Origin of the sequence: Pseudomonas sp. zjy_15, from assembly GCF_043101865.1 — a bacterium.
GTDB lineage: Bacteria > Pseudomonadota > Gammaproteobacteria > Pseudomonadales > Pseudomonadaceae > Aquipseudomonas > Aquipseudomonas putida_Y.
In genome coordinates, this window is record NZ_JBICII010000019.1 from 89129 (window position 1) to 110327 (window position 21199).

Sequence of the window (21199 nt, forward strand, 5' to 3'; positions counted from 1 at the left end):
CCCTACCTCAGCCGTTAGGGCCCACGGTGGCAACGATGGTGACTTGCTTGTTGTCAGGTATTTCCTGATACGCCAGAACATGCAAATTCGGTACAGCCAGGCGACCGAAACGCGACAACATGGCGCGGATCGGGCCGGCGACCAGCAGAATGGCCGGCTGACCCTGCATTTCCTGGCGCTGGGCCGCCTCGATCAGCGAACGTTGCAGTTTCTCGGCCATGCTTGGCTCCAGAAGAACACCGTCTTCCTGACCCTGCCCAGCCCTTTGCAGACTATTCAGCAAAATCTGTTCCAACCTTGGCTCCAGGGTAATCACTGGCAGCTCCGACTCAACGCCGACAATGCTTTGCACGATGGCGCGACACAATCCGACGCGCACCGCCGCCACCAGCGCGGCGGTATCTTGACTCTTGCCGGCATTGTTCGCGATGGCCTCGGCAATACTGCGAATATCGCGCACTGGCACCTGTTCAGACAACAGTGCTTGCAGCACCTTGAGCAGCCCCGACAAGGAAATGACACCCGGCACCAGCTCTTCTGCAAGTTTAGGCGATGCCTTGGCAAGTACTTGCAGCAGTTGCTGAACCTCTTCGTGGCCGATCAGTTCGTGGCAATGTTTCTGCAGGATCTGGTTGAGGTGGGTGGCCACCACGGTGCTTGCATCGACCACGGTGTAGCCCAGCGACTGCGCCTGCGAGCGCTGGCCAACGTCGATCCACACCGCCTCCAGGCCAAACGCCGGGTCGCGCGCGGCAATACCATTGAGGGTGCCGAACACCTGCCCCGGGTTGATCGCCAGCTCGCGGTCCGGATAGATCTCCGCCTCGGCCAGAATCACCCCCATCAGGGTCAGGCGATAGGCGCTGGGTTGCAGGTCGAGGTTGTCACGAATGTGCACGGTGGGCATCAGGAAACCCAGGTCCTGCGACAGCTTCTTGCGCACGCCCTTGATCCGCGCCAGCAACTGGCCACCCTGGTTGCGGTCGACCAGCGGGATCAGCCGATAGCCGACTTCCAGGCCGATCATGTCGATGGGGGTGACGTCGTCCCAACCCAGCTCCTTGGTTTCCAGCGCGCGCTGTGGCGAGGGCAGCAGGTCCTGCTGGCGCTGCGCCTCTTCCAGGGCTTTGACCTTGACCTGCTGCTGTTTCTTCCACACCAGGTAGGCGCCGCCACCGGCCAACAGGCCGAGGCTGAGGAACGCCACGTGCGGCATGCCCGGCACCAGCCCCATGACGATCATCAACGCGCCAGACACCGCCAGGGCCTTGGGCGAATCGAACATCTGCCGATTGATCAGCTTGCCCATGTCCTCGGAGCCCGACGCGCGGGTCACCATGATCGCGGCGGCAGTGGACAACAGCAGTGATGGCAATTGCGCCACCAAACCGTCACCGATGGTCAGCAAGGCGTACACCTTGCCGGCCTCCGTGAAACTCATGCCGTGCTGCATCATGCCGATCAATATGCCGCCGATCAGGTTGATGAAGAGGATCAGCAAGCCAGCGATGGCATCACCGCGCACGAACTTGCTGGCACCGTCCATCGAACCGTAGAACTCGGCCTCCTGCGCCACCTCGGCACGGCGGTGCTTGGCCTGGGCTTGGTCGATCAGGCCGGCATTGAGGTCGGCGTCGATGGCCATCTGCTTGCCGGGCATGGCGTCGAGGGTGAAACGCGCACTCACTTCCGAGATACGCCCGGCACCCTTGGTCACCACCACGAAGTTGATGATCATGAGGATGGCGAACACGACGGCACCGACCACGTAGTTACCACCGATCACCACCTCACCGAAGGCCTGGATCACTTTACCGGCAGCGCCGTGGCCCTCCTGGCCATGCAGCATCACCACACGGGTGGACGCGACGTTCAGGGCCAGGCGCAACAACGTGGCCACCAGCAGGATGGTGGGGAACGCGGCAAAGTCGAGCGGGCGCAGGGCGTATACACAGACCAGCAGCACCACGATCGACAGGGCGATGTTGAAGGTGAAGAACACGTCGAGCAGGAACGGCGGTATCGGCAACATCATCATTGCCAACATCACCAGCAGCAACAGCGGCACACCCAGGTTGCCCCGGCCGAGCCCGGCCAGGTTGTTACGGGCGTTGCTGATTAACTGAGTGCGATCCACCGCGAGTCCTCTTGATGCAAAACTTTGACGCCCAGGGGGCGCCTGGGCGTGGCTTTGCAAGAAGCCTTCCAACTTTGCATGGCGAGGGATTTATGTTGCTGGTACCGGCCCTTTCGCGGGTAAACCCGCTCCTACGACGGCCTGTGCCCAACCACCGACCTGCGCCCACCACCGTGGTAGGAGCGGGTTTACCCGCGAATACGGTGGCGGCGGCAACGGTGAACGGCGGGTGGAAATTGGCCAGCAGGACCGGCCCTTTCGCGGGTGAACCCGCTCCTACGACGGCCTGCGCCCAGCCACCGACCTGCGCCCACCACCGTGGTAGGAGCGGGTTTACCCGCGAATACGGTGGCGGCGGCAACAGTGAACGGCGGGTGGAAATTGGCCAGCAGGACCGGCCCTTTCGCGGGTGAACCCGCTCCTACGACGGCCTGCGCCCAACCACCGACATGTGTCCACCACCGCGCAGGAACAGGCCCGCCCGCGAAATGGCCTGAAGCCGTGACACAAGCTCAACTGTCACGCCGCAAATCCGGCGGGATCGGCAGGTCGTCTTTCAGCGGCTCCGGCCGCTTGCCCTTGCCAGCCCGGTACTGCCGGATCTGGAACACATACGCCAACACCTGGGCGACCGCCAGGTACAAGCCCGCGGGGATTTCCTGCTCGAGTTCGGTGGAGTAATAAATCGCCCGCGCCAGCGCCGGCGATTCGAGGATCTGGATGTTGTGCTCTACGCCAATTTCACGAATTTTCAACGCCATGAAATCGCTACCCTTGGCCAGCAGCAACGGCGCCGCACCGCCCTTCTCCGGGTCGTACTGCAACGCCACCGCATAATGCGTCGGGTTGGTGATGATCACGTCGGCATCCGGCACCGCCGCCATCATGCGCCGCTGCGACACCTCGCGCTGCAGTTGGCGAATACGCTGCTTGACTTCGGGCTTGCCCTCGCTGTCCTTGTACTCGTCGCGCACTTCCTGCTTGGTCATCTTCATTTTCTTGTGCGTCTGGTACAGCTGGAACGGCACATCTGCTGCGGCAATCAGCAACAGCCCGGCTGACATCCACAAGGCACTCCAGCCCACCACCTGCAAGCTGTGGATGATCGCCTGCTCCAGCGGCTCATTGGCAATCGACAGCAAGGCCTGGCGGTCGCTGGACAGCACCAGCACCGCCACCACCAGAATCACGAAGAACTTGGCCAGCGCCTTGAGCAGTTCAGTCAAGGCATTCATCGAGAACATGCGCTTGATCCCCGACAGCGGGTTCATGCGGCTGAATTTTGGCTGCAGCAAGCTGCCCGAGAACAGGAAACCGCTGAGCGCGATGGGCGCCACGAAGGAAATCACGAACAGCAGGATCAGCACCGGCTGCACCGCCCAGATAGCCATCTTGCCCGAGGCCAGCAGGAAGGCGCCCATGGCCCGCTCATCGACGATGATGTCGCGGGTCAAACTGAAGTTCATGCGCATCAACGCCAGCAACGTCTCGGCCACGTGGCCACCGAACGCCAGCAGGCCACCGGCGCCCGCCAGGGTCACCGCCACCGTGTTCAGCTCCTTGGAGCGGGCGACCTCGCCCTTCTCGCGGGCGTCGCGCTTGCGCTTTTCGGTGGGTTCTTCTGTCTTGTCCTGCCCGCTCTCGCTTTCTGCCATGCTCAGCGCGCCCTCGCCAGTTCACGCAGCCATTGCAGCGTTTCGCTGGCCAATGCCTGATAGTGGGACAGGACATCGGCCAGGCCGACCCAGAAGATGAACATGCCCATGACCAAGGTCAGCGGGAAGCCGATAGAGAAAATGTTCAGCTGCGGCGCAGCGCGGGTCATTACGCCAAAGGCGATGTTCACCACCAGCAGCGCAGCGATCACCGGCAGAATCAACAGCAGGCCGGCACCGAACACCCAGCCCATGCGCCCGGCCAGCTCCCAGAAGTGGTTGACCACCAGCGCACTCCCCACCGGCAGGGTGGTAAAACTTTCGGTCAGCACCTCGAACACCACCAGGTGGCCGTTCATCAACAGGAACAGCACACTCACCAGCATGGTCATGAACTGGCTGATTACCGTTACGTTGACACCATTGGCGGGGTCGACCATCGAGGCGAACGCCATGCCCATCTGTACCGCGACGATTTGCCCGGCCACCACGAAAGCCTGAAACAGCAACTGCAAAGCCAGGCCAAACAGCACCCCGACGATGATCTGCTCGGCACACAGCAGCATACCGCGCAGGCTCAACGGGTCGAACTCGGGCAGTGGCGGCAATGCCGGCACGATCACCACGGTCACCGCCACCGCGACGTACAGGCGAATCCGCGCCGGCAACATGCGGGTACCGAAGATCGGCATGGTCATCAGCACCGCAGTCACCCTGAACAACGGCAGGATGAAGGTGGCGACCCAGGTGCCAATCTGCGTGTCGGTCAGCTCCAGCATCGCCGCGTCAACCAATGAGCTGCGGGATGTTGGTGTAAAGGGTGGTGAAGTACTCCATGAACTTCTGCACCAGCCACGGCCCGGCGACGATCAGTGTGATCAGCATCACCAGCAGGCGCGGCAAAAAGCTCAAGGTCTGTTCGTTGATCTGCGTGGCAGCCTGGAACATCGCCACCACCAGGCCCACCAACAGGCTCGGCACCACCAGCACGGCGACCATGAGGGTGGTCAGCCACAGGGCATCACGAAACAGGTCGACAGCGACTTCAGGTGTCATCGGCGGCTCTCCTTGACGGCGTCAGACGCCGCCGAAACTGCTGGCCAGGGTACCCATGATCAACGCCCAGCCATCGACCAGCACGAACAGCATGATCTTGAACGGTAGCGAGATGATCAGCGGCGAAAGCATCATCATACCCATGGCCATCAGCACACTGGCCACGACCATGTCGATGATCAGGAACGGGATGAAGATCATGAAACCGATCTGGAACGCCGTCTTCAGCTCGGAAGTAACAAACGCTGGCACCAGGATCGTCAGCGGCACCTGGTCAGGGCCAGCGATATCGGTACGCTTGGACAGGCGCATGAACAGGTCAAGGTCGCTTTGCCGGGTTTGCGCCAGCATGAAGTCCTTGAGCGGCCCCTGAGCCTTGTCGATCGCCTGCTGGGCAGTCATCTGCTCCTTCAGGTACGGTTGCAGCGCGTCCTGGTTCACCCGATCGAACACCGGCGCCATGATGAACATGGTCAGGAACAGCGCCATGCCGGTCAACAGCTGGTTGGACGGTGTCTGCTGCAGGCCCAGGGCCTGACGCAGGATCGAGAACACGATGATGATGCGGGTAAAGCTGGTCATCAGGATGACGAACGCCGGGATGAAGCTCAGCGCGGTCATGATCAGCAGGATTTGTAGGCTGACCGAATATTCCTGCTGCCCGTCCGGGGTGTTGGACAGGGTAATGGCCGGTATCGACAGCGGGTCGGCGGCCAGAGCCAGCGGCGCAGCCAACAGCAGCGCCAGAGTCAACAACGTACGCAGCGCGCCGCTCATCACTTGTTGTCCTTAGGGTCCTTGCCCATCAGCTCCATCAGCCGCTGGGCAAACTCCGGCGTCGCCTGACGGACACTTGCCGGCACTTCCACGGGTTCGGCCAGTACGTGCAGGGCCTCGATACTACCGGGGGTATGGCCGATCAGGATCTGCTCCTTGCCTACCTGCACCAGCAGCAGGCGGTCACGCGGGCCGATGGCACGGCTGCCGACGATCTCGATCACCTGCCCACCCTTCACTGCGGTGCTTTGCAGGCGCCGAAGCAGCCAGGCCAGGAAGAAGATCAGGCCCACCACCAGCAGCAGGCCCAAGACCATCTGCGCCAGCTGCCCGCCGAGACTGCCCGGTTGAGCCGCCGGGGTGGCCGCTGGCGTGGCCGCGGCCAGGCAGGCGTGGCTGGCGAACAGCGCCGCGACTGCGGCGATGGCGCGCATCGTGCCTTTCACTCAGCGCAGCTTCTTGATACGTTCGCTGGGGCTGATCACGTCGGTCAGGCGGATGCCGAACTTTTCGTTGACCACGACCACTTCGCCATGGGCGATCAGCGTGCCGTTGACCAGCACGTCGAGCGGCTCGCCGGCCAGGCGGTCGAGCTCGATCACCGAGCCCTGGTTGAGCTGCAGCAGGTTGCGGATGTTGATCTCGGTGCTGCCCACCTCCATGGAAATGTTCACCGGAATGTCCAGGATCACGTCCAGATTCGGGCCTTCGAGGCTGACATTTTCGTTCGGCTTCGGCGAGCTGGCGAATTCTTCCATCGGCAGGCGGCCCGGGCCGCTGCTGCTGCCGGTATCCCCGCCCAGCAGCGCATCGATGTCGGCCTGGCCGGCTGAACCGGTTTCCTCCAACGCTGCGGCCCACTCATCGGCCAGTGCCTGGTCCTCTGGGGAGGTGATCTCGTTTTCGTTAGCCATGATTTCCTCGACAGGCATTCAATTCGTTGTAAGCGACCGGCACACCGTCAGCGGCGTTCGATCGGGTCGATGATCTGCAGGGCCAGGTTGCCCTTGTGCGAGCCCAGCCGCGCCTTGAACGCGGGCACCCCGTTAGCGCGCAGCACCAGGTGCTCAGGCAGCTCGACCGGAATCACGTCACCCGGCTGCATGTGCAAGATGTCGCGCAACTTCAGTTGGCGCCGGGCGACCGTGGCGCTCATCGGCACGGCCACGTCCAGCACGTCCTCGCGCAGGGCCTTGACCCAGCGCTCGTCCTGGTCGTCCAGATCCGACTGGAAACCGGCATCGAGCATTTCCCGCACCGGCTCGATCATCGAGTACGGCATGGTCACATGCAGATCGCCACCACCGCCGTCCAGTTCGATGTGGAAGGTGGACACCACCACCGCCTCGCTGGGGCCGACAATGTTGGCCATGGCCGGGTTGACCTCGGAGTTCATGTACTCGAAGGTGACCGGCATGATCGCCTGCCAGGCTTCCTTGAGGTCGACGAAACACTGGTCCAGCACCATGCGCACCACGCGCAGTTCGGTCGGGGTGAACTCGCGCCCCTCGATCTTGGCGTGGCGGCCATCGCCGCCAAAGAAGTTGTCCACCAGCTTGAACACCAGCTTGGCGTCGAGGATGAACAGCGAGGTGCCGCGTAGCGGCTTGATCTTGACCAGGTTGAGGCTGGTGGGTACGTACAGCGAGTGCACGTATTCACCGAACTTCATTACCTGCACACCACCCACGGCCACGTCTGCGGAGCGGCGTAGCAGGTTGAACATGCTGATACGGGTGTAGCGGGCGAAGCGTTCGTTGATCATTTCCAGGGTCGGCATGCGACCCCGTACGATCCGATCCTGGCTGGTCAGGTCGTAGCTTTTGATGCTGCCAGGCTCGGATGCGCTCTCGGTCTGCACCAGACCGTCGTCGACGCCGTGCAACAGGGCATCAATTTCATCCTGGGACAGCAGGTCCTGTACGGCCATTGCGGACTCCTACTGCAATACGAAATTGGTGAACAGCAACTGGTCAACGACCGGCTTGCCGACTTCCTTCTGCGCCACTTCCTGGACCACCGCAGTGGCCTTCTGGCGCAACATCTCCTGCCCTACCGGGCTGCTGGCCAGGGCGTCGAACCCTTGCCCGGAGAACATCATCACCAGGTTGTTGCGGATCACCGGCATGTGCACCTTGAGCGCATCCAGGTCGGCCTGGTTACGCGCCTGCAGGGTGATGCTCAGTTGCATGTAGCGCTGACGGCCGTTCTGGTTGAAGTTGACCACGAAAGCCGGGGTCAGCGCTTCGTAGATCGCCGCTGGCTTGACGTTGCTGGCCGCAGCCTCGGTGGCCGGAGCCGGCTCGCTCTTGTGCATGATGAACCAGGTAGCGCCCACCGAAAGGCCGATCGCCAGCAACAGGCCTACCACGGCCAACAGGATCAGCTTGAGTTTGCCTTTAGTGGCGGGGTCTTTGACTGCTTCGCTCTTCGCCATGCCAATAATCCGTCGTCCATCGGGGGTTCAAGGGAGGATGGCTTGGCTTGAGCAAGTGTTATGCCAGATTTTGCAGTGGATGGATTCCAGCAGGTTTGCGGTGCTGGCTTCTTCGCGGGCACGCCCGCTCCCACAGGTACCGCACAGGGTTCGAAATCAACGAAATGCCTGTGGAAGCGGGCGTGCCCGCGAAGAAGCCAGCCCAGGCCAACAGTTATCAGGCGTAGTAATCGACCGCACTGTCGCCGATAACCACCTGCTGCTCCAAAGGCCGGGCGCTGTCGACCGCCTCGGACCCACCCTGCTCGGCCCGGCGCGCCGCCACCCCGGACAGGTTGCCGCCCTGCGCCTGCCCCTGCTGCTGTTGCTGCTCGCGCGACTGGTCAGCGACGTTGACATCCGGCTGCGCCAACCCCTGCTGGGCAAACAGTTCGCGCAAGCGGTGCACCTGGCTGTCGAGGGCGTCACGTACGCCGGCGTGGCCGCTGATGAAGGTAACCTGGGTGGCCTGATCCGCCGCAACATTGACGCGAATGTCGAGGCGACCGAGTTCTGCCGGCTCCAGCTGGATATCAGCTGACTTGAGGTTCTGGCTGGACAGGTACATGACCCGGTTGACCAGGCCCTCGGCCCAAGCGTTCTGGTTCATCGGCAATGGCTGATGCAACGGGCTCGCATTGGCCGGTACGGCGTTGGCGGTCTTGGCCGTGGCCGCCTGGGTCAGGTTGGCCAGGCGGTTGGCAAAATCATCGACGCGGGTGTCGCTGCTGGCACTCTTGGTGTCCTTAAGGCCGTCTTCAAGCAAGGCGCCAAAGGCCTTGTCACCGGACTCGGCGCTTTCGCCATCGGCATTCTCGACCAGATTCGCCAAGGTATTGACGGCTGCCCGCCCTTCCTCGCCCTGAGCCTGGGCAGCATCAAGGGCATGTGCCGAGGTGCCACCTTTGGCCTGGGCACTGTGCTCCAGCGCCAAGCGCAGGGTCGGCAAGTTGGCCAGGGGGTCAGCATCCGGGTCGAAGGCCTTCTCGGCAGACGGCTCTTCAGGCAATGCCGCAGCAACCTGGCTTTGCGCCGTGGCCGCCTGAAGCACTGGCGCCACCGCCTCGGCCTGCGCCTGGATCAGTTGCGCGCCAGGCTGGGCATCGGTGACCTGACCAGCCACCAGGCTGGCGTCGCGCACACCCGCATCGGCCTGGGCCGAATCGCCTTCTGGCAACTTGTTGCCGTCATCGGCAACTGCAGCCTTGCCAGCCGGGTCTTTCTTGCCGCCCGTTGCCGCATCAGGCTTGTCCTTGGGCTTGGCCGGAGCGACCTTGTCATCCTGCCCTGCAACCTTGTCGCGGCCCTGCCTGGCCATCATCTGGCCAAAGGCATCGCCCTTGTCGCCCTGCGCCTGCAGCGGCTTGTCCGCCTGCACGGTGGCCGAACGCGTGGTTTTGCCGAGGGCATTGGCTTGCAACAATGGGTTAGGTGCGACAGGCATCGAGCGGTCTCCGCGCCAGAAACAAAAAATCGTCGAGACAGAGACAGGCAAGACTCGCGCCAACTCACGTATCAACCTGCGGAAATACGCTGCTGCTCACCACGGTAAAAGTGCTGCACCACGACGAACTCCATGTCGATGCGGCTGATCAAGTCTTCAATACCGTACAACGGGGGCCGCCGCGCGCGCTCTTCGAGCTGTTGACACAGGCTGGCCAAGGCCACAGCGCCCATGTTGCTGCTGCTGCCCTTGAAACTGTGAGCCGCCGCGCCAAGCTCCTCGGCGCTTTTGGCCGCATGCAACTGCCCAAGACGCCGCTCTGAGTCATCGAGAAAAGTCTGCACCAACTGCAGGTAGCCATCTTCCATGACCTCACGCAGGTCACTGAGTACCTTGTGGTCAATATGCATGTCAGTCACTTGTTCACTCCTTGATCAAGCCAGATTATGCCCGAGCCAACCAGCGGCTCACCATACGAACTCCACATGCGCGCAACGCCCGCCCTCACTCCAGTGCGCATCACTGGCCAACTGCCTCACCAGATTCAGACCGCGACCGCTCAGCCCCTGATCCGGCGAAGGCCGCGCCAGCACTCGCTGCACGTCAAAGCCGGCACCGCTGTCGCGCACCTCGATCATCAGACGCCCACCGCCGCCATGCGGTTCAACCTTGAAATCGATGCTTACAAAGCCTTCGGTCAGCGAGCCCAGGCGCCGGGCGCGCTCCTGGTAATAGTCGGTAAAGCCTTGCACATCGCGCTTGAGCTGCGAGTCCAGGCCCAGCACACCATGCTCCAGCGCATTGGAATACAACTCGCTAAGCACACTGTGCAGGTTGCCCGTACGTGCGCGCAGGCCATGAATTTCCTGCAATAACTGCACCAGGTACGGCACAGGATTGAAGCGCTTGAGGCTTTCGCCGCGCACCTCGAAGCCCAGCGACCAGTCCAACGGGCTGGAACGGCCGCTGTCAGAGTAGATCATCGGTGCTGACACCCGCTCCTCGGCAGTGAACATGCGAATGTCGCACAAGCTGATGTCATCGCGTGGCTGCCCCCCAAAACGCTCCAGGGCCAGCATCAGCTCGTCGAACAACTGCACAGGGTCGCGGTTGTCGGCCAGTACCGCTCGCAGGCGCTGCACGCCAAACAGGCGTTCCTGGTCGTCGGCGGTATCGAGCACACCATCCGACAGCAGCAACAGGCGCTCGTCCGGTGCCAGCGGCAACACCTCAGTGCTGTCATCGAAGCGCTCAGCGGCCAAAATGCCCAGCGGCAGGTGCCGCGAACTCAGTACCGACAGCACCTGGCCATCCACCGACAGGCGATACCCATCGGGCATACCGCCATTCCACACCTCCACCGTGCCGCGCTGCATGCTGAGGTTGAGCAGCAGCGCACAGCAGAACATGTCTACCGGCAGGATGCGCTTGAGCTTGGCATTCATCTCGCGCAGGATCTGCGCCATGCCGTGGCCCTTGGCGGTCATGCCGTAGAACACCTCAGCCATCGGCAAGGTGCCGACCGCGGCCGGCAGGCCGTGACCGGTGAAATCGCCGAGCAGCACACGCATGTCGCCGGCCGGGGTAAATGCCGCCAGCATCAGGTCGCCATTGAACAGCGCGTAAGGCGATTGCAGGTAGCGAATGTTGGGCGCAGAAAGGCATCCAGAGTGGGCCACTTTGTCGAACACCGCCTTGGCCACCCGCTGCTCGTTAAGCAGGTGATGGTGATGCCGTGTGATCTGGTCGCGCTGCGCCAGCACGGTAGCCTGTAACCGGCGCAGACGGTCCATGGCGCGGATCTTGGCAGCGAGGATCACCGCGCTGTAGGGCTTGGCCATGAAATCATCGCCCCCCGCCTCAAGGCAACGCACCAGGCCTTCCTCTTCATTCAGCGAAGTCAGGAAAATGATCGGCACCAGCGCCTCGCCAGCCAATGCCTTGATCTGCCGCGCCGCCTCGAAGCCATCCATGACCGGCATCAGGGCGTCCAGCAGCACCAGTTGAGGGCGCCGTTCGATGAACAGCGCTACCGCTTGCTCGCCGTTCTCCGCAGTGAATACCTGATGCCCCTGGCGGCGCACGATCTGCGAAAGCAGCAGGCGATCGACAGCACTGTCTTCGGCGACCAGCACGGTCAACGCCTGTTCGGCCGGCATGTCGGCGCTCAACTGATATCGAAGAGTTTTTCGAAATTGGAGATGGCGAGAATCTTGCGCACGTCGGAGCTGGCATGCACCACCCGCACGTCCGACTCATCACCGCCCGCGTGGTCGCGCAGCAACAGCAGCATGCCAAGCGCGGAGCTGTCGAGGTAGGTGGTATCCTTCAGGTCGACGACCACCGAATCCGGCCGCCCGGGCTGGCGTTCGTACGCTTCGCGAAACTCCTGATGCTTGCCGAAATCGAAGCGCCCCTTGATCTTGATGGTCAGCTTTTTCCCGTCCTGCGAAAAATCAGTCTCGACTGCCATGCTAGCGATTCCTTCGATGATGGCGGATGCAACTGCTTTAAGGTTTAGCAGGCGAAGGTGGGGGTGGCAAGCGGATGCAGGCTCATGGCGTTGATGGCCTGTGCCGGCCTCTTCGCGGGTAAACCCGCTCCTACATCAATCGGTGGTGTCGCCCAATACCGTGGCAGGAGCGGGTTCACCCGCGAATAGGCCGGACCTGCCAGCCAATATACCCGGTCATACACCGTCGCAGCCGCCACCGCATTCGCGGGCAAGACCTCTCATTTGTTTCGGGCCAATTATTCCGCTGCAAGGCCTGCGGCGAACACCTATAGATGGTTTTGCCGCGGCAGGCGCTGCGACAGCTCATCCAGCAAGCGCTGCTCACGCTTGTCTTCAGCGCGCCGGGCCTCGTCCTGGTAGCGCTGCACCAGCTTGCGCAAACCCTCCACCCGGGCATAGGCCTGCTGCCAGGTACCACGCGCGTTATTGAGGTTGTTCTGGTGCCAGACCAGGCTCTGGCGCTGCTGGGTCATGGCCGTTTCCAGCTGCCCGAGAAAACGCTGGTAATTGACCAGCCAGCTACCATTGACCCCTTGCCCGCCACGGTTGATCCACTGCAACTGGTAATCCTCGCGAAAGCGCTCCAGCTCGGCCAGCTTGGCCTGGGCCGTGGCCACCTGCTGCTGAAAATGACCAAGCCGCTGAGCCGCCTTGCGCTCGGCCTCTTCGGCCATGTCCACCACCGGCGCCAGGCGCGCGGCACGTCCGGGCTGCGCCATGGCTTATCAACCTGCCGGGGGCGTGAAAATCGCCCCCAGCTGTTCGCGGCTCTGCGCCATGCCCACGTTCTCGCGCAGGCCCTGGCGCAGGAACTCCACCAGCTTCGATTGCAAGGCAATGGCCAGGTCGGTCTCCGGATCACCGCCGGCCACATAGGCACCCACGCTGATCAGGTCGCGGCTTTGCGACAGACGCGACCACAGTTGCTTGAACTTCTGCGCCTGGCGCAAGTGGTCGGCATCGACCACTTGGGGCATGACCCGACTGATCGACGCTTCGATGTCGATGGCCGGGTAATGGCCTTCCTCAGCCAGCCGACGCGACAGCACAAAGTGGCCGTCTAGCACGCCCCGCGCCGAGTCGGCGATCGGGTCTTGCTGGTCGTCGCCTTCGGACAGCACGGTATAGAACGCAGTGATCGAACCACCGCCAGGTTCGCCATTGCCTGCCCGCTCGACCAGTTTTGGCAGCTTGGCAAACACCGAGGGCGGGTAACCACGGGTGGCCGGCGGCTCGCCGATGGCCAGGGCAATTTCCCGCTGGGCCTGGGCGAAACGGGTCAACGAGTCCATCAGCAACAGCACATTCTTGCCTTTGTCGCGGAAGTACTCGGCAATGCGTGTGCAATACATGGCGGCACGCAGGCGCATCAGTGGCGCATCGTCGGCCGGCGAAGCCACCACCACCGAGCGCTTGAGGCCCTCCTCACCGAGGATATGCTCGATGAACTCCTTCACCTCGCGCCCCCGCTCACCGATCAGGCCGACCACGATGATCTCGGCTTCGGTGAAGCGGGTCATCATGCCCAGCAACACCGACTTACCCACCCCGGTACCGGCAAACAGGCCTAGCCGCTGGCCACGGCCGACGGTAAGCAGGCCGTTGATACTGCGAATACCCACATCCAGCGGCTTGCTGATAGGGTCGCGGTTGAGCGGGTTGATCACCGGGCCGTCCATCGGCACCCAGTCCTCGGCCTTCATCCCGCCCTTACCATCCAGCGCGCGGCCGGCGCCGTCGAGCACCCGGCCCAGCATGCTCATGCCCATGGGCAGGCGGCCACCGTCATCCAACGGCACTACCCGGGCCCCCGGAGCGATGCCGACGATGCTGCCCACCGGCATCAGAAACACCTTGGGCCCGGCAAAGCCCATGACTTCGGCCTCGACCTGCACCGGGTGATAACTGTCGTCGTTGATCACCAGGCAACGGCTGCCCACTGCAGCGCGCAGGCCTTCGGCTTCCAGGGTGAGGCCGACCATACGCAGCAAGCGGCCTTCGACGATTGGCCGGGCCGGCAGCGCAATGGCCTCAGCGTAAGTGCCCAGGCGCTTGCCGAAGCTGGTGCGCTCAAGGTGCATCTGGGCTGTCCACGGTACGCTCGACCGGCGCATCCAGGTCTGTCGACATGTCTGGCGCCGCCGGGTGCAGGGATTGGTCATGCAACTGGTCGAACAGCTGCGCCACCGCTTTTTCGATACGCGTTTCCATGGTGGCATCGATGCGGCTGTGGGCCGTCTCGATGCGGCAACCACCCGGCAGCAGCGCACTGTCTTCCAGCAGCCGCCAGTTCTCCTCATGGCGTTCGCGCAGGGCTTTGGCCAGCTCGAAATCCTGCGGATTGAGGTGGATGCGGATATTGTCCGCGCCCATGGGCAGCAGCTTGAGCGCTTCGCGCAGCACCTGAGTGATCTGGCTGGAATCGTTGCGCAGCTCGCGGCCGATCACCTGGCGAGTCATGTGCGCTACCAGGTGGACCAGCGACTTCTCGATTTGCTTGTCCTGCTCGGCAATCGGCTCCATCAGGTTGGCCATCAGCCGCTCGAGGCTGTCCAGCTTGGCCTTCAGGGCCTCTTCAGCCTCCTGCCGGACCTTGAGCTGGGTGCTGTGGAAGCCCTCGCGCTCACCGGTGGCGAAACCCTCGTTGTAGGCCTCCTGGCGGATGGCTTCGAGCTCTTCCAGGGTCAGTGGCTGGACTTCTTCCAGCGGCACTTCCTCGATTTCTTCCTCGATGACCTCGGGCTCCGGTTCCGGCTCGGGCGCAGGCTCCGGTTCCGGGTCGAAGCTGGGCAACGCCCACACGTCCACGCCCTCGAGGTCGCGGGCGCGGATCAGGTCGCTGGGGTGGTGTTCTTTGGTGGGCATGCTGTCATGTTCTCAAACCATGTTCGGCCGACACGGTCCCTTGTAGGAGCGGGTTCACCCGCGAATGCGTCGGCAGCGACAACCTCGATTGCCAGGACCGACGCCTTCGCGGGTAAACCCGCGCCTACAAAAGGCGGCGTCGGCTATGGGGTCGCGAATACCTTAGATCATTTCCTCGGCGCCCTTGCCGCCGAGCACGATCTCGCCGGCCTCGGCCATGCGCCGGGCAATGGTGAGGATTTCTTTCTGCGCGGTTTCCACGTCGCTGACCCGTACCGGCCCTTTGGCCTCCAGATCGTCACGCAGCAGTTCCGAAGCACGTTTGGACATGTTCTTGAAGATCTTGTCCTTGACCCGCTCGTCGGCGCCCTTGAGCGACACCACCAACACGTCGGAGGACACTTCGCGCAACAGCGCCTGGATGCCTCGGTCGTCGACGTCGGCCAGGTTGTTGAAGACAAACATCAAGTCTTCGATCTGCTCCGACAGGTCGCTGTCGATTTCGCGGATCGCGTCCATCAGTGCGCCTTCCACCGAGCTGTCGAGGAAGTTCATGATGTCGGCAGCACGCTTGATACCACCCAGGGTGGTGCGCGCGGCGTTGGAGTTGCCCGAGAACTGCTTCTCGAGGATCTGGTTCAGCTCCTTCAGCGCCGCCGGCTGCACGGTGTTCAGCGATGACACGCGCAGGACGATGTCCAGGCGCACCTTGTGGTCGAAGTTGCTCAGCACTTCACCGGCCTGGTCCGGGTCGAGGTAGGCGACCACGATGGCCTGGATCTGCGGGTGCTCGTAGCGGATCACGTCGGCCACGGCACGCGGCTCCATCCACTTGAGGCTGTCCAGGCCGCTGGTATTGCCGCCGAGCAGGATGCGGTCGACCAGGCCATTGGCCTTGTCCTCGCCCAGGGCCTGGTTGAGCATCTTGCGGATGTACGCATCAGACCCGACACCCAGGCTGGTCTGGTCGCCGACGATGTCGACAAACTCGCTCATCACCTGTTCGACCTGGTCACGGTGCACATTGCCCATCTGCGCCATGGCCACACCTACCCGCTGCACTTCCTTCGGGCCCATGTGCCGCAGCACCTGGGCCGCATCGGTCTCGCCCAGCGAGAGCAGGAGGATCGCCGCCTTGTCGACGCGGCTCAGCTTGGCGGTAACGGCTCGGTTATCACTCATCGGCGTTGATCCAGTCTTTCACGACCTGGGCCACACGGCCCGGGTCTTCGGCCACCAGGCCTTTGATTGCGTTGAGCTGTGCCTCGTAACCCTCGCTCGGGCTAGGCAGCAGAATGCTTGTCGGGCCACCCAGGCTGACGCGGTCGTTGGCCAGTTCGCCATCCAGACCCATCATGCCGCCCAGCTCCATGTCGCTATCCGGGGCAGCCTGCTTGCCGCCCCCGGTAATGTTGTTCAGCACTGGCCGCAGCACGCCGAACACCAGCACCAGGATGAACACCACGCCCAGCACTTGCTTGACGATATCCCAGAACCAGGGCTGCTGGTAGAAGGCGATGTCGGCGATTTCCTCGCCACGGTCGGCGGCGAACGGCACGTTGATCACCGTCACGCTGTCGCCACGGCTGGCATCGAAGCCGACTGCGTCCTGCACCAGGCGGGTAAAGCGCGCCAGGTCCTCGGCGCCCCATGGCGCACGTGTGGTATCGCCAGTGGCCGGGTCGATCTTGACCTGGTCGTCCACCACCACCGCTACCGACAGACGGGTCATGCGCCCCTGCTGCTGGCGAGTGTGGCTGATGGAACGGTCCAGCTCGAAGTTCTTGGTGCTTTGCTGACGTTTGTCTGACGGGTACGGCGCGAGCATCGGCTGGCCGGTGGCCGGGTCCATGATCTGCTGGCCGTTGGCATCCACCAGCGGTTGGCCAGGCTGAATGGCAGCAGCCGGGGTAGCCGCGCCACCGGTGGTCTGCGGTGCCGAAGCGGCGCCTGGCGGCTGGTTGCTCAGCGCGCCAGGCACGCCTTGCGGGCCTTGGCTGCTGGCACGCTGTTCGTCGACTGACTGCTCGCTGCGCAACGCCGGCTGATCGGGGTTGAACTGTTCGGAGGTGGACTCGACCGTGCTGAAGTCGAGGTCCGCGGACACTTCGGCCTTGTAGCGGTCGTTGCCCAGCACCGGCTGCAGGATATTGTGCACGCGCTGGGTAAGCATGCTTTCCACCCGGCGACTGTAGTCGAACTGCTTGCCAGCCTGGGTCAGCGCGGAATCCTGAATCTGATCGGACAGCAGGTTGCCCTTCTGGTCGACGACGGTGACCTGGGACTTGTCCAGTTCCGGCACGCTGGTGGCGACCAGGTTGACGATGGCCATCACCTGCCCGGCTTCCAGTGCGCGGCCTGGGTACAGCTCGACCAGTACCGAGGCGCTGGGCTTGCGTTCATCACGCACGAACACCGAACTTTTCGGGATGGCCAGGTGCACACGCGCGGCCTTGACGTTGTTGAGGCTGGAAACGGTACGGGCCAGTTCGCCTTCCAGGCTGCGGCGGTAGCGAGTGGTTTCCATGAACTGGCTGGTGCCCAGGCCCTGCTCCTTGTCGAGCAGCTCGAAGCCGACATTGCCGTCGCTCGGCGCCACGCCGGCGGCTGCCAGTTTCAGGCGCGCACGGGAGAGGTCGTCGGCCTTGACCAGCAGGGCCCCCGAGTTGGGCTCCACGTTATAGAGGATGTCAGCAGCGGCCAGGGTGTCCATGACCTGCTTGGTGTCCATGCCCGACAGGCTGCCGTACAACGGACGGTAATCGGGTTGTTGCGACCACAGCACCACGGCAAAGCCGATGGCCACGCTGGCCGCCAGGCCGACCATGAGGCCGATCTGGCGCAGCATGGGCATCTGCGAGATATTTTCCAGAAACGCCATGCCAAACAGCGGCGGCTTGGCCGCTGGCGAGCCAGCTTTGGCGGGGGCGTTTTCGACGACTGCTTCAGCCATGGGTTACATCCGTCCTCAAACCGGCATCTGCATGATGTCCTGGTACGCCTGGACCAGCTTGTTGCGTACCTGGGTCATGGCTTGCATCGACACGCTGGCCTTTTGCGAAGCGATCATCACGTCAGTCAGGTCGACGCCGCTCTTGCCGATTTCGAACGCGTTGGCCAGTTGGGTCGAGGCCTGCTGCGTCTCATGCACCTTGCCGATGGCCTGGCCGAGCATGTCGGCGAAGGTACTTTGCCCCGGCGCCAGCTCTGGGGCAACGGTTGCCTTGGGCAGCGACATGGCATCGGCCTGCATGGCCCGCATGTCCAACATCAGACGATTGAATTCAACACCTTGGCTCATGACCCTTCTCTCTCCTGCGGCCGCATTTTTTTGACAGTCATGCGGCGAATGACCTACCTAAAGCAACAAAGGTGCCAGCCTTCGCGACTCATTTCCCAGGGATCACACAATTCCTGTGGGAGCGGCCTTGCGTCGCGATAGGGGCGCGAAGCGGCCCCAGGTCTTCAGCTCCGCCGCAAAGATCGCCGGGGCCGCTTTGCGCCCCTATCGCGACGCAAGGCCGCTCCCACAGAGGTCCGCGCCAGTTGCAGATGATTTGCCTGTCAGCCGAACAGGCTGGCCTCGACGTCAAACCCGGCATCGCGCATCTGTGCCAGCTTGTAGCGCAACGTGCGCGGGCTGATGCCCAGGCGTTCGGCCGCCTCTTTGCGGCGGCCGCGTTCGGCGCGCAGGGTGTCGATGATCATCTGGTACTCGTGGCGACGCATGTCATCCCCCAAGCCGCCAGCATCAGCAACCACCTCAAGAGATGGCTCGGTGCCAGCCGACAATGGAATGGCGCCTGCCAGACAAAAATCCGCCGCCTCGATCACGCCCCCCTGCTGCAGAATCAACGCCCGCTGCAGGGCGTTGTCCAGTTCGCGCACGTTGCCCGGCCAGGCATATGCCTGCAGGCAGGCCCGAGCCGCTGGCGAGAGGCGCACCGGGGCATGCTTCATCTTGGCCACATGGCGCGCCAGCAGGCGCTCGGCCAACTGCAGGATATCGCCCGGCCGCTCACGCAGCGGGCGCCAGGCCAGCGGGAACACCGACAGGCGGTAGTACAGGTCTTCGCGGAAGCGCCCGGCCGCCACCTCGCCGGCCAGGTCGCGGTTGGTGGTGGCCAGCACCCGAATGTCCAGGCTGATCGGCTTGCGCCCGCCTACCCGCTCCACCTCGCGCTCCTGCAGCACACGCAGCAGCTTGGCCTGCAAGGCCATGGGCATTTCCGAGATTTCGTCGAGCAGCAGGGTGCCGCCTTCGGCCTGCTCGAACTTGCCTGCCTGAGCCGCGATAGCGCCGGTGAAGGCGCCCTTCTCGTGGCCGAACAGGGTGGCCTCGAGCATGTTGTCGGGGATCGCCGCGCAATTGATCGCCACGAAGGGCTGCGCCGCACGCGGCGATTGCTGGTGAATGTAGCGCGCCAGCACTTCCTTGCCAGTACCGGACTCGCCGGAAATCAGCACGGTCGAGTCACTGCGCGCCACACGGGCCGCCAGCTCCAGCAACTGGCGACTGGCCGGCTCGCAAGCCACCGGCCCTTCTTCGCCGGTGACCCGCCCGGCGGCATGCCGCTCCACGAGGCTGAGCAGCGCCTTGGGCTCGAACGGCTTGACCAGGTAGTCGGCGGCGCCTTGACGCATGGCCTCGACCGCACGCTCGACAGCAGCATGCGCCGTCATCAACAGCACCGGCAACTGTGGCTGCTGGCGGCGCAGCTGGCTGAGCAACTGGTGCCCGTCCATACCGGGCATGTTGACGTCACTGACTACCAGGCTGAACGCGTCATCCAGTACGGCCTCCAGCGCTTCTTCGGCACTGCCCACCGCCTGATAGGCGAACCCGCCGATTTCCAGAGTATCGCCCAGCGCCTGGCGCAATACGCGGTCATCCTCGACCAGCAGCACCTTGATTGCCATTACACCCCCTCCGCCAATTGCCCGTCGATCAACGGCAGTTCTACCCGCACGCAGGTACCACGGCCGACTTTCGAGCGCAGGTTGATCGTGCCCTGATGCGCACGCACCACCGCCTTGACCACGGCCAGGCCCAGGCCGGTACCGGTGGCCTTGGTGGTAAGGAAAGGCTCGCCCAAACGGCCGAGCAAGCCTGCATCGATGCCGCTGCCGGCATCGCTGACACACAGGTGCAAGCTACGTTCGCGGCGGTACAGGTGCACCTTCAGCCGTGCCGGGCCATCGCTGGCCTGCAGGGCATTTTCAATCAGGTTGAGCAAGGCGCCGACCAGAGTGTCGCGGTTGCACAGCAACTCGCCCAGATGACTGTCGCACTGCCAGCGCACGGCATGCCCCTGCACATGTGCCTGGGCCGCCTGTTGCAGGGCCTGGAACAGCGCTTTCGGGGTCACCCGATCCCCCAGTGGCAACTCGCCACGGGCAAACACCAGCATGTCGCGCACCTGGTGTTCCAGCTCGTGCAGGCGCTCCTTCAAGGTCGCGGCGAAGCGCTGCCGGGTTTCCGCGCTCAGTGCTTGCTCGCTATCGGCCAGGTGGCTGGCATACAGCATGGCTGCCGACAGCGGCGTGCGAATCTGATGGGCCAGCGAGGCAACCATGCGCCCCAAGGACGACAGCCGCTCATGGCGAGCCAGTTGATCCTGGAGGCGACGGGTTTCAGTCAGGTCGTTGAGCAGCACCAACTGGCCAGGCTCGGCATCCAGCGAGCGGGTGGCGATCGACAGGCGGCGACCGTCGCGCAGCGAGACTTCGTGGCCGTCGTCCTTGCGCGGGGCAAAGCTACGGGCGATCACCTGGCGCCACAATTGGCCAATCAGGGGCTCGCCGAGCAACTCGCAGGCGGCCGGGTTGGCTTCGCGCACCAGGCCCTGGCCGTCGATCACGATCACCCCACCGGGCAGCAAGTCCAGCAGGTTCTGCAGGCGGTTGGCCAGGCGTTCCTTCTCACTCAGTTCGTCGATGCGCTGGGCGCTGACCACGGCCAGCTCACCCTTGAGCTCACTGACCCGGGCTTCGAGCAGGCTGTAGGACTGGCTCAGCTGGCTGGACACCTGATTGAACAGGGCAAAGGCTTGCGCGATACCCTGGCCGCTGTCCTGCGCGACCGGGGTTTGCCCCTGCTGATCAGGGGCTCGTGATACGTGGGCGGCCTGGGGCATCGTGCTCTCTCGCGTGGCTGACCGTCATAAAAACGGTGTGTTGCCAGCGGTGTAGCAATAGCCGTGCCGGAGATAGGGATTTGTGCCGGCCTCTTCGCGGGCACGCCCGCTCCCACAGGATCGATACACATCTTCAA

At 63.4% G+C, this 21199-nt stretch carries 21 protein-coding genes; all 21 read right to left on the minus strand.

Translation table 11 applies throughout. The features are described 5' to 3' along the window. Nucleotides 1-7: 7 nt before the first annotated feature. The 21 genes from flhA to ACF8EF_RS02785 all read right to left on the minus strand — a co-directional run bounded on the left by flhA (nt 8) and on the right by ACF8EF_RS02785 (nt 21062). Nucleotides 8-2137: a flagellar biosynthesis protein FlhA gene (flhA, locus tag ACF8EF_RS02685; protein ID WP_176685412.1), complete on the minus strand. Its 2130-nt coding sequence runs from the start codon at nt 2135-2137 to the stop codon at nt 8-10. Between the two features lie 512 nt (nt 2138-2649). Beyond that, on the minus strand, nt 2650-3792 hold the full coding sequence (gene flhB, locus ACF8EF_RS02690) for a flagellar biosynthesis protein FlhB (RefSeq protein ID WP_209967362.1): 1143 nt from the start codon (nt 3790-3792) through the stop codon (nt 2650-2652). Between the two features lie 2 nt (nt 3793-3794). Continuing rightward, complete coding sequence (fliR, locus tag ACF8EF_RS02695) at nt 3795-4571, minus strand: flagellar biosynthetic protein FliR (protein WP_209967365.1); 777 nt, start codon at nt 4569-4571, stop codon at nt 3795-3797. Between the two features lie 7 nt (nt 4572-4578). Then, on the minus strand, nt 4579-4848 hold the full coding sequence (gene fliQ / locus ACF8EF_RS02700) for a flagellar biosynthesis protein FliQ (RefSeq protein ID WP_103462211.1): 270 nt from the start codon (nt 4846-4848) through the stop codon (nt 4579-4581). A gap of 21 nt (nt 4849-4869) precedes the next feature. After that, nucleotides 4870-5625 (minus strand): flagellar type III secretion system pore protein FliP, encoded by a 756-nt coding sequence (gene fliP, locus ACF8EF_RS02705; RefSeq protein WP_003254415.1) that lies wholly within the window; start codon nt 5623-5625, stop codon nt 4870-4872. Then, nucleotides 5625-6071, minus strand: a complete 447-nt coding sequence (fliO, locus tag ACF8EF_RS02710; protein ID WP_370844661.1) for a flagellar biosynthetic protein FliO — start codon at nt 6069-6071, stop codon at nt 5625-5627. The genes fliP and fliO overlap by 1 nt, the downstream gene beginning before the upstream one ends. Next, the gene (gene fliN, locus ACF8EF_RS02715; protein WP_029615633.1) at nt 6072-6539 is read right to left on the minus strand and encodes a flagellar motor switch protein FliN; all 468 of its coding nucleotides are present in this window, start codon (nt 6537-6539) and stop codon (nt 6072-6074) included. Nucleotides 6540-6586: 47 nt separating this feature from the next. Continuing rightward, nucleotides 6587-7555, minus strand: coding sequence for a flagellar motor switch protein FliM (gene fliM, locus ACF8EF_RS02720; protein WP_021785186.1), 969 nt, complete (start codon nt 7553-7555; stop codon nt 6587-6589). 9 nt (nt 7556-7564) lie between these two features. Beyond that, nucleotides 7565-8062 carry a flagellar basal body-associated protein FliL gene (gene fliL, locus ACF8EF_RS02725; protein ID WP_176685407.1) on the minus strand — a complete coding sequence of 166 codons (498 nt, stop codon included), beginning with the start codon at nt 8060-8062 and terminating at the stop codon, nt 7565-7567. Between the two features lie 217 nt (nt 8063-8279). Beyond that, nucleotides 8280-9545, minus strand: coding sequence for a flagellar hook-length control protein FliK (locus tag ACF8EF_RS02730; RefSeq protein WP_392461856.1), 1266 nt, complete (start codon nt 9543-9545; stop codon nt 8280-8282). A 71-nt stretch (nt 9546-9616) separates the two neighbouring features. Next, the gene (locus ACF8EF_RS02735) at nt 9617-9964 is read right to left on the minus strand and encodes an Hpt domain-containing protein (RefSeq protein ID WP_004577674.1); all 348 of its coding nucleotides are present in this window, start codon (nt 9962-9964) and stop codon (nt 9617-9619) included. Nucleotides 9965-10012: 48 nt separating this feature from the next. Then, the gene (locus tag ACF8EF_RS02740) at nt 10013-11704 is read right to left on the minus strand and encodes a SpoIIE family protein phosphatase (protein WP_392461857.1); all 1692 of its coding nucleotides are present in this window, start codon (nt 11702-11704) and stop codon (nt 10013-10015) included. An 8-nt stretch (nt 11705-11712) separates the two neighbouring features. Beyond that, nucleotides 11713-12018 (minus strand): STAS domain-containing protein, encoded by a 306-nt coding sequence (locus ACF8EF_RS02745; protein WP_176685404.1) that lies wholly within the window; start codon nt 12016-12018, stop codon nt 11713-11715. Nucleotides 12019-12326: 308 nt separating this feature from the next. Continuing rightward, complete coding sequence (fliJ, locus tag ACF8EF_RS02750) at nt 12327-12779, minus strand: flagellar export protein FliJ (protein WP_103462206.1); 453 nt, start codon at nt 12777-12779, stop codon at nt 12327-12329. Nucleotides 12780-12785: 6 nt separating this feature from the next. Beyond that, a complete protein-coding gene (fliI, locus tag ACF8EF_RS02755; RefSeq protein ID WP_392461859.1) occupies nt 12786-14141 on the minus strand; it encodes a flagellar protein export ATPase FliI in 1356 nt (451 codons plus the stop codon). After that, the gene (fliH, locus tag ACF8EF_RS02760; protein WP_392461861.1) at nt 14131-14925 is read right to left on the minus strand and encodes a flagellar assembly protein FliH; all 795 of its coding nucleotides are present in this window, start codon (nt 14923-14925) and stop codon (nt 14131-14133) included. Before fliH ends, fliI begins: the two co-directional genes overlap by 11 nt. Before the next feature lie 162 nt (nt 14926-15087). After that, complete coding sequence (fliG, locus tag ACF8EF_RS02765) at nt 15088-16107, minus strand: flagellar motor switch protein FliG (RefSeq protein WP_003254434.1); 1020 nt, start codon at nt 16105-16107, stop codon at nt 15088-15090. Then, on the minus strand, nt 16100-17878 hold the full coding sequence (gene fliF, locus ACF8EF_RS02770) for a flagellar basal-body MS-ring/collar protein FliF (RefSeq protein ID WP_392461863.1): 1779 nt from the start codon (nt 17876-17878) through the stop codon (nt 16100-16102). Before fliF ends, fliG begins: the two co-directional genes overlap by 8 nt. A gap of 15 nt (nt 17879-17893) precedes the next feature. Then, entirely contained in the window at nt 17894-18226 is a 333-nt protein-coding gene (fliE, locus tag ACF8EF_RS02775) for a flagellar hook-basal body complex protein FliE (RefSeq protein WP_176685401.1), read from the minus strand. 263 nt (nt 18227-18489) lie between these two features. Further along, nucleotides 18490-19845 carry a sigma-54 dependent transcriptional regulator gene (locus ACF8EF_RS02780; protein ID WP_103462202.1) on the minus strand — a complete coding sequence of 452 codons (1356 nt, stop codon included), beginning with the start codon at nt 19843-19845 and terminating at the stop codon, nt 18490-18492. After that, nucleotides 19845-21062: a PAS domain-containing sensor histidine kinase gene (locus tag ACF8EF_RS02785; protein ID WP_176685400.1), complete on the minus strand. Its 1218-nt coding sequence runs from the start codon at nt 21060-21062 to the stop codon at nt 19845-19847. The genes ACF8EF_RS02780 and ACF8EF_RS02785 overlap by 1 nt, the downstream gene beginning before the upstream one ends. Between the last annotated feature and the right edge of the window lie 137 nt (nt 21063-21199).

Bases quoted from the DNA above. Each gene is read 5' to 3' on its own strand.
- fliM (WP_021785186.1), bottom strand. From the start codon at position 7,555: ATGGCCGTACAGGACCTGCTGTCCCAGGATGAAATTGATGCCCTGTTG.
- ACF8EF_RS02780 (WP_103462202.1), bottom strand. From the start codon at position 19,845: ATGGCAATCAAGGTGCTGCTGGTCGAGGATGACCGCGTATTGCGCCAG.
- fliL (WP_176685407.1), bottom strand. From the start codon at position 8,062: ATGGCGAAGAGCGAAGCAGTCAAAGACCCCGCCACTAAAGGCAAACTC.
- fliP (WP_003254415.1), bottom strand. From the start codon at position 5,625: ATGAGCGGCGCGCTGCGTACGTTGTTGACTCTGGCGCTGCTGTTGGCT.
- fliG (WP_003254434.1), bottom strand. From the start codon at position 16,107: ATGAGTGATAACCGAGCCGTTACCGCCAAGCTGAGCCGCGTCGACAAG.
- flhB (WP_209967362.1), bottom strand. From the start codon at position 3,792: ATGGCAGAAAGCGAGAGCGGGCAGGACAAGACAGAAGAACCCACCGAA.
- fliN (WP_029615633.1), bottom strand. From the start codon at position 6,539: ATGGCTAACGAAAACGAGATCACCTCCCCAGAGGACCAGGCACTGGCC.
- ACF8EF_RS02745 (WP_176685404.1), bottom strand. From the start codon at position 12,018: ATGGCAGTCGAGACTGATTTTTCGCAGGACGGGAAAAAGCTGACCATC.
- fliJ (WP_103462206.1), bottom strand. From the start codon at position 12,779: ATGGCGCAGCCCGGACGTGCCGCGCGCCTGGCGCCGGTGGTGGACATG.
- fliI (WP_392461859.1), bottom strand. From the start codon at position 14,141: ATGCACCTTGAGCGCACCAGCTTCGGCAAGCGCCTGGGCACTTACGCT.
- fliH (WP_392461861.1), bottom strand. From the start codon at position 14,925: ATGCCCACCAAAGAACACCACCCCAGCGACCTGATCCGCGCCCGCGAC.
- ACF8EF_RS02785 (WP_176685400.1), bottom strand. From the start codon at position 21,062: ATGCCCCAGGCCGCCCACGTATCACGAGCCCCTGATCAGCAGGGGCAA.
- fliR (WP_209967365.1), bottom strand. From the start codon at position 4,571: ATGCTGGAGCTGACCGACACGCAGATTGGCACCTGGGTCGCCACCTTC.
- ACF8EF_RS02740 (WP_392461857.1), bottom strand. From the start codon at position 11,704: ATGCCGGCCGAACAGGCGTTGACCGTGCTGGTCGCCGAAGACAGTGCT.
- ACF8EF_RS02730 (WP_392461856.1), bottom strand. From the start codon at position 9,545: ATGCCTGTCGCACCTAACCCATTGTTGCAAGCCAATGCCCTCGGCAAA.
- fliE (WP_176685401.1), bottom strand. From the start codon at position 18,226: ATGAGCCAAGGTGTTGAATTCAATCGTCTGATGTTGGACATGCGGGCC.
- fliF (WP_392461863.1), bottom strand. From the start codon at position 17,878: ATGGCTGAAGCAGTCGTCGAAAACGCCCCCGCCAAAGCTGGCTCGCCA.
- fliQ (WP_103462211.1), bottom strand. From the start codon at position 4,848: ATGACACCTGAAGTCGCTGTCGACCTGTTTCGTGATGCCCTGTGGCTG.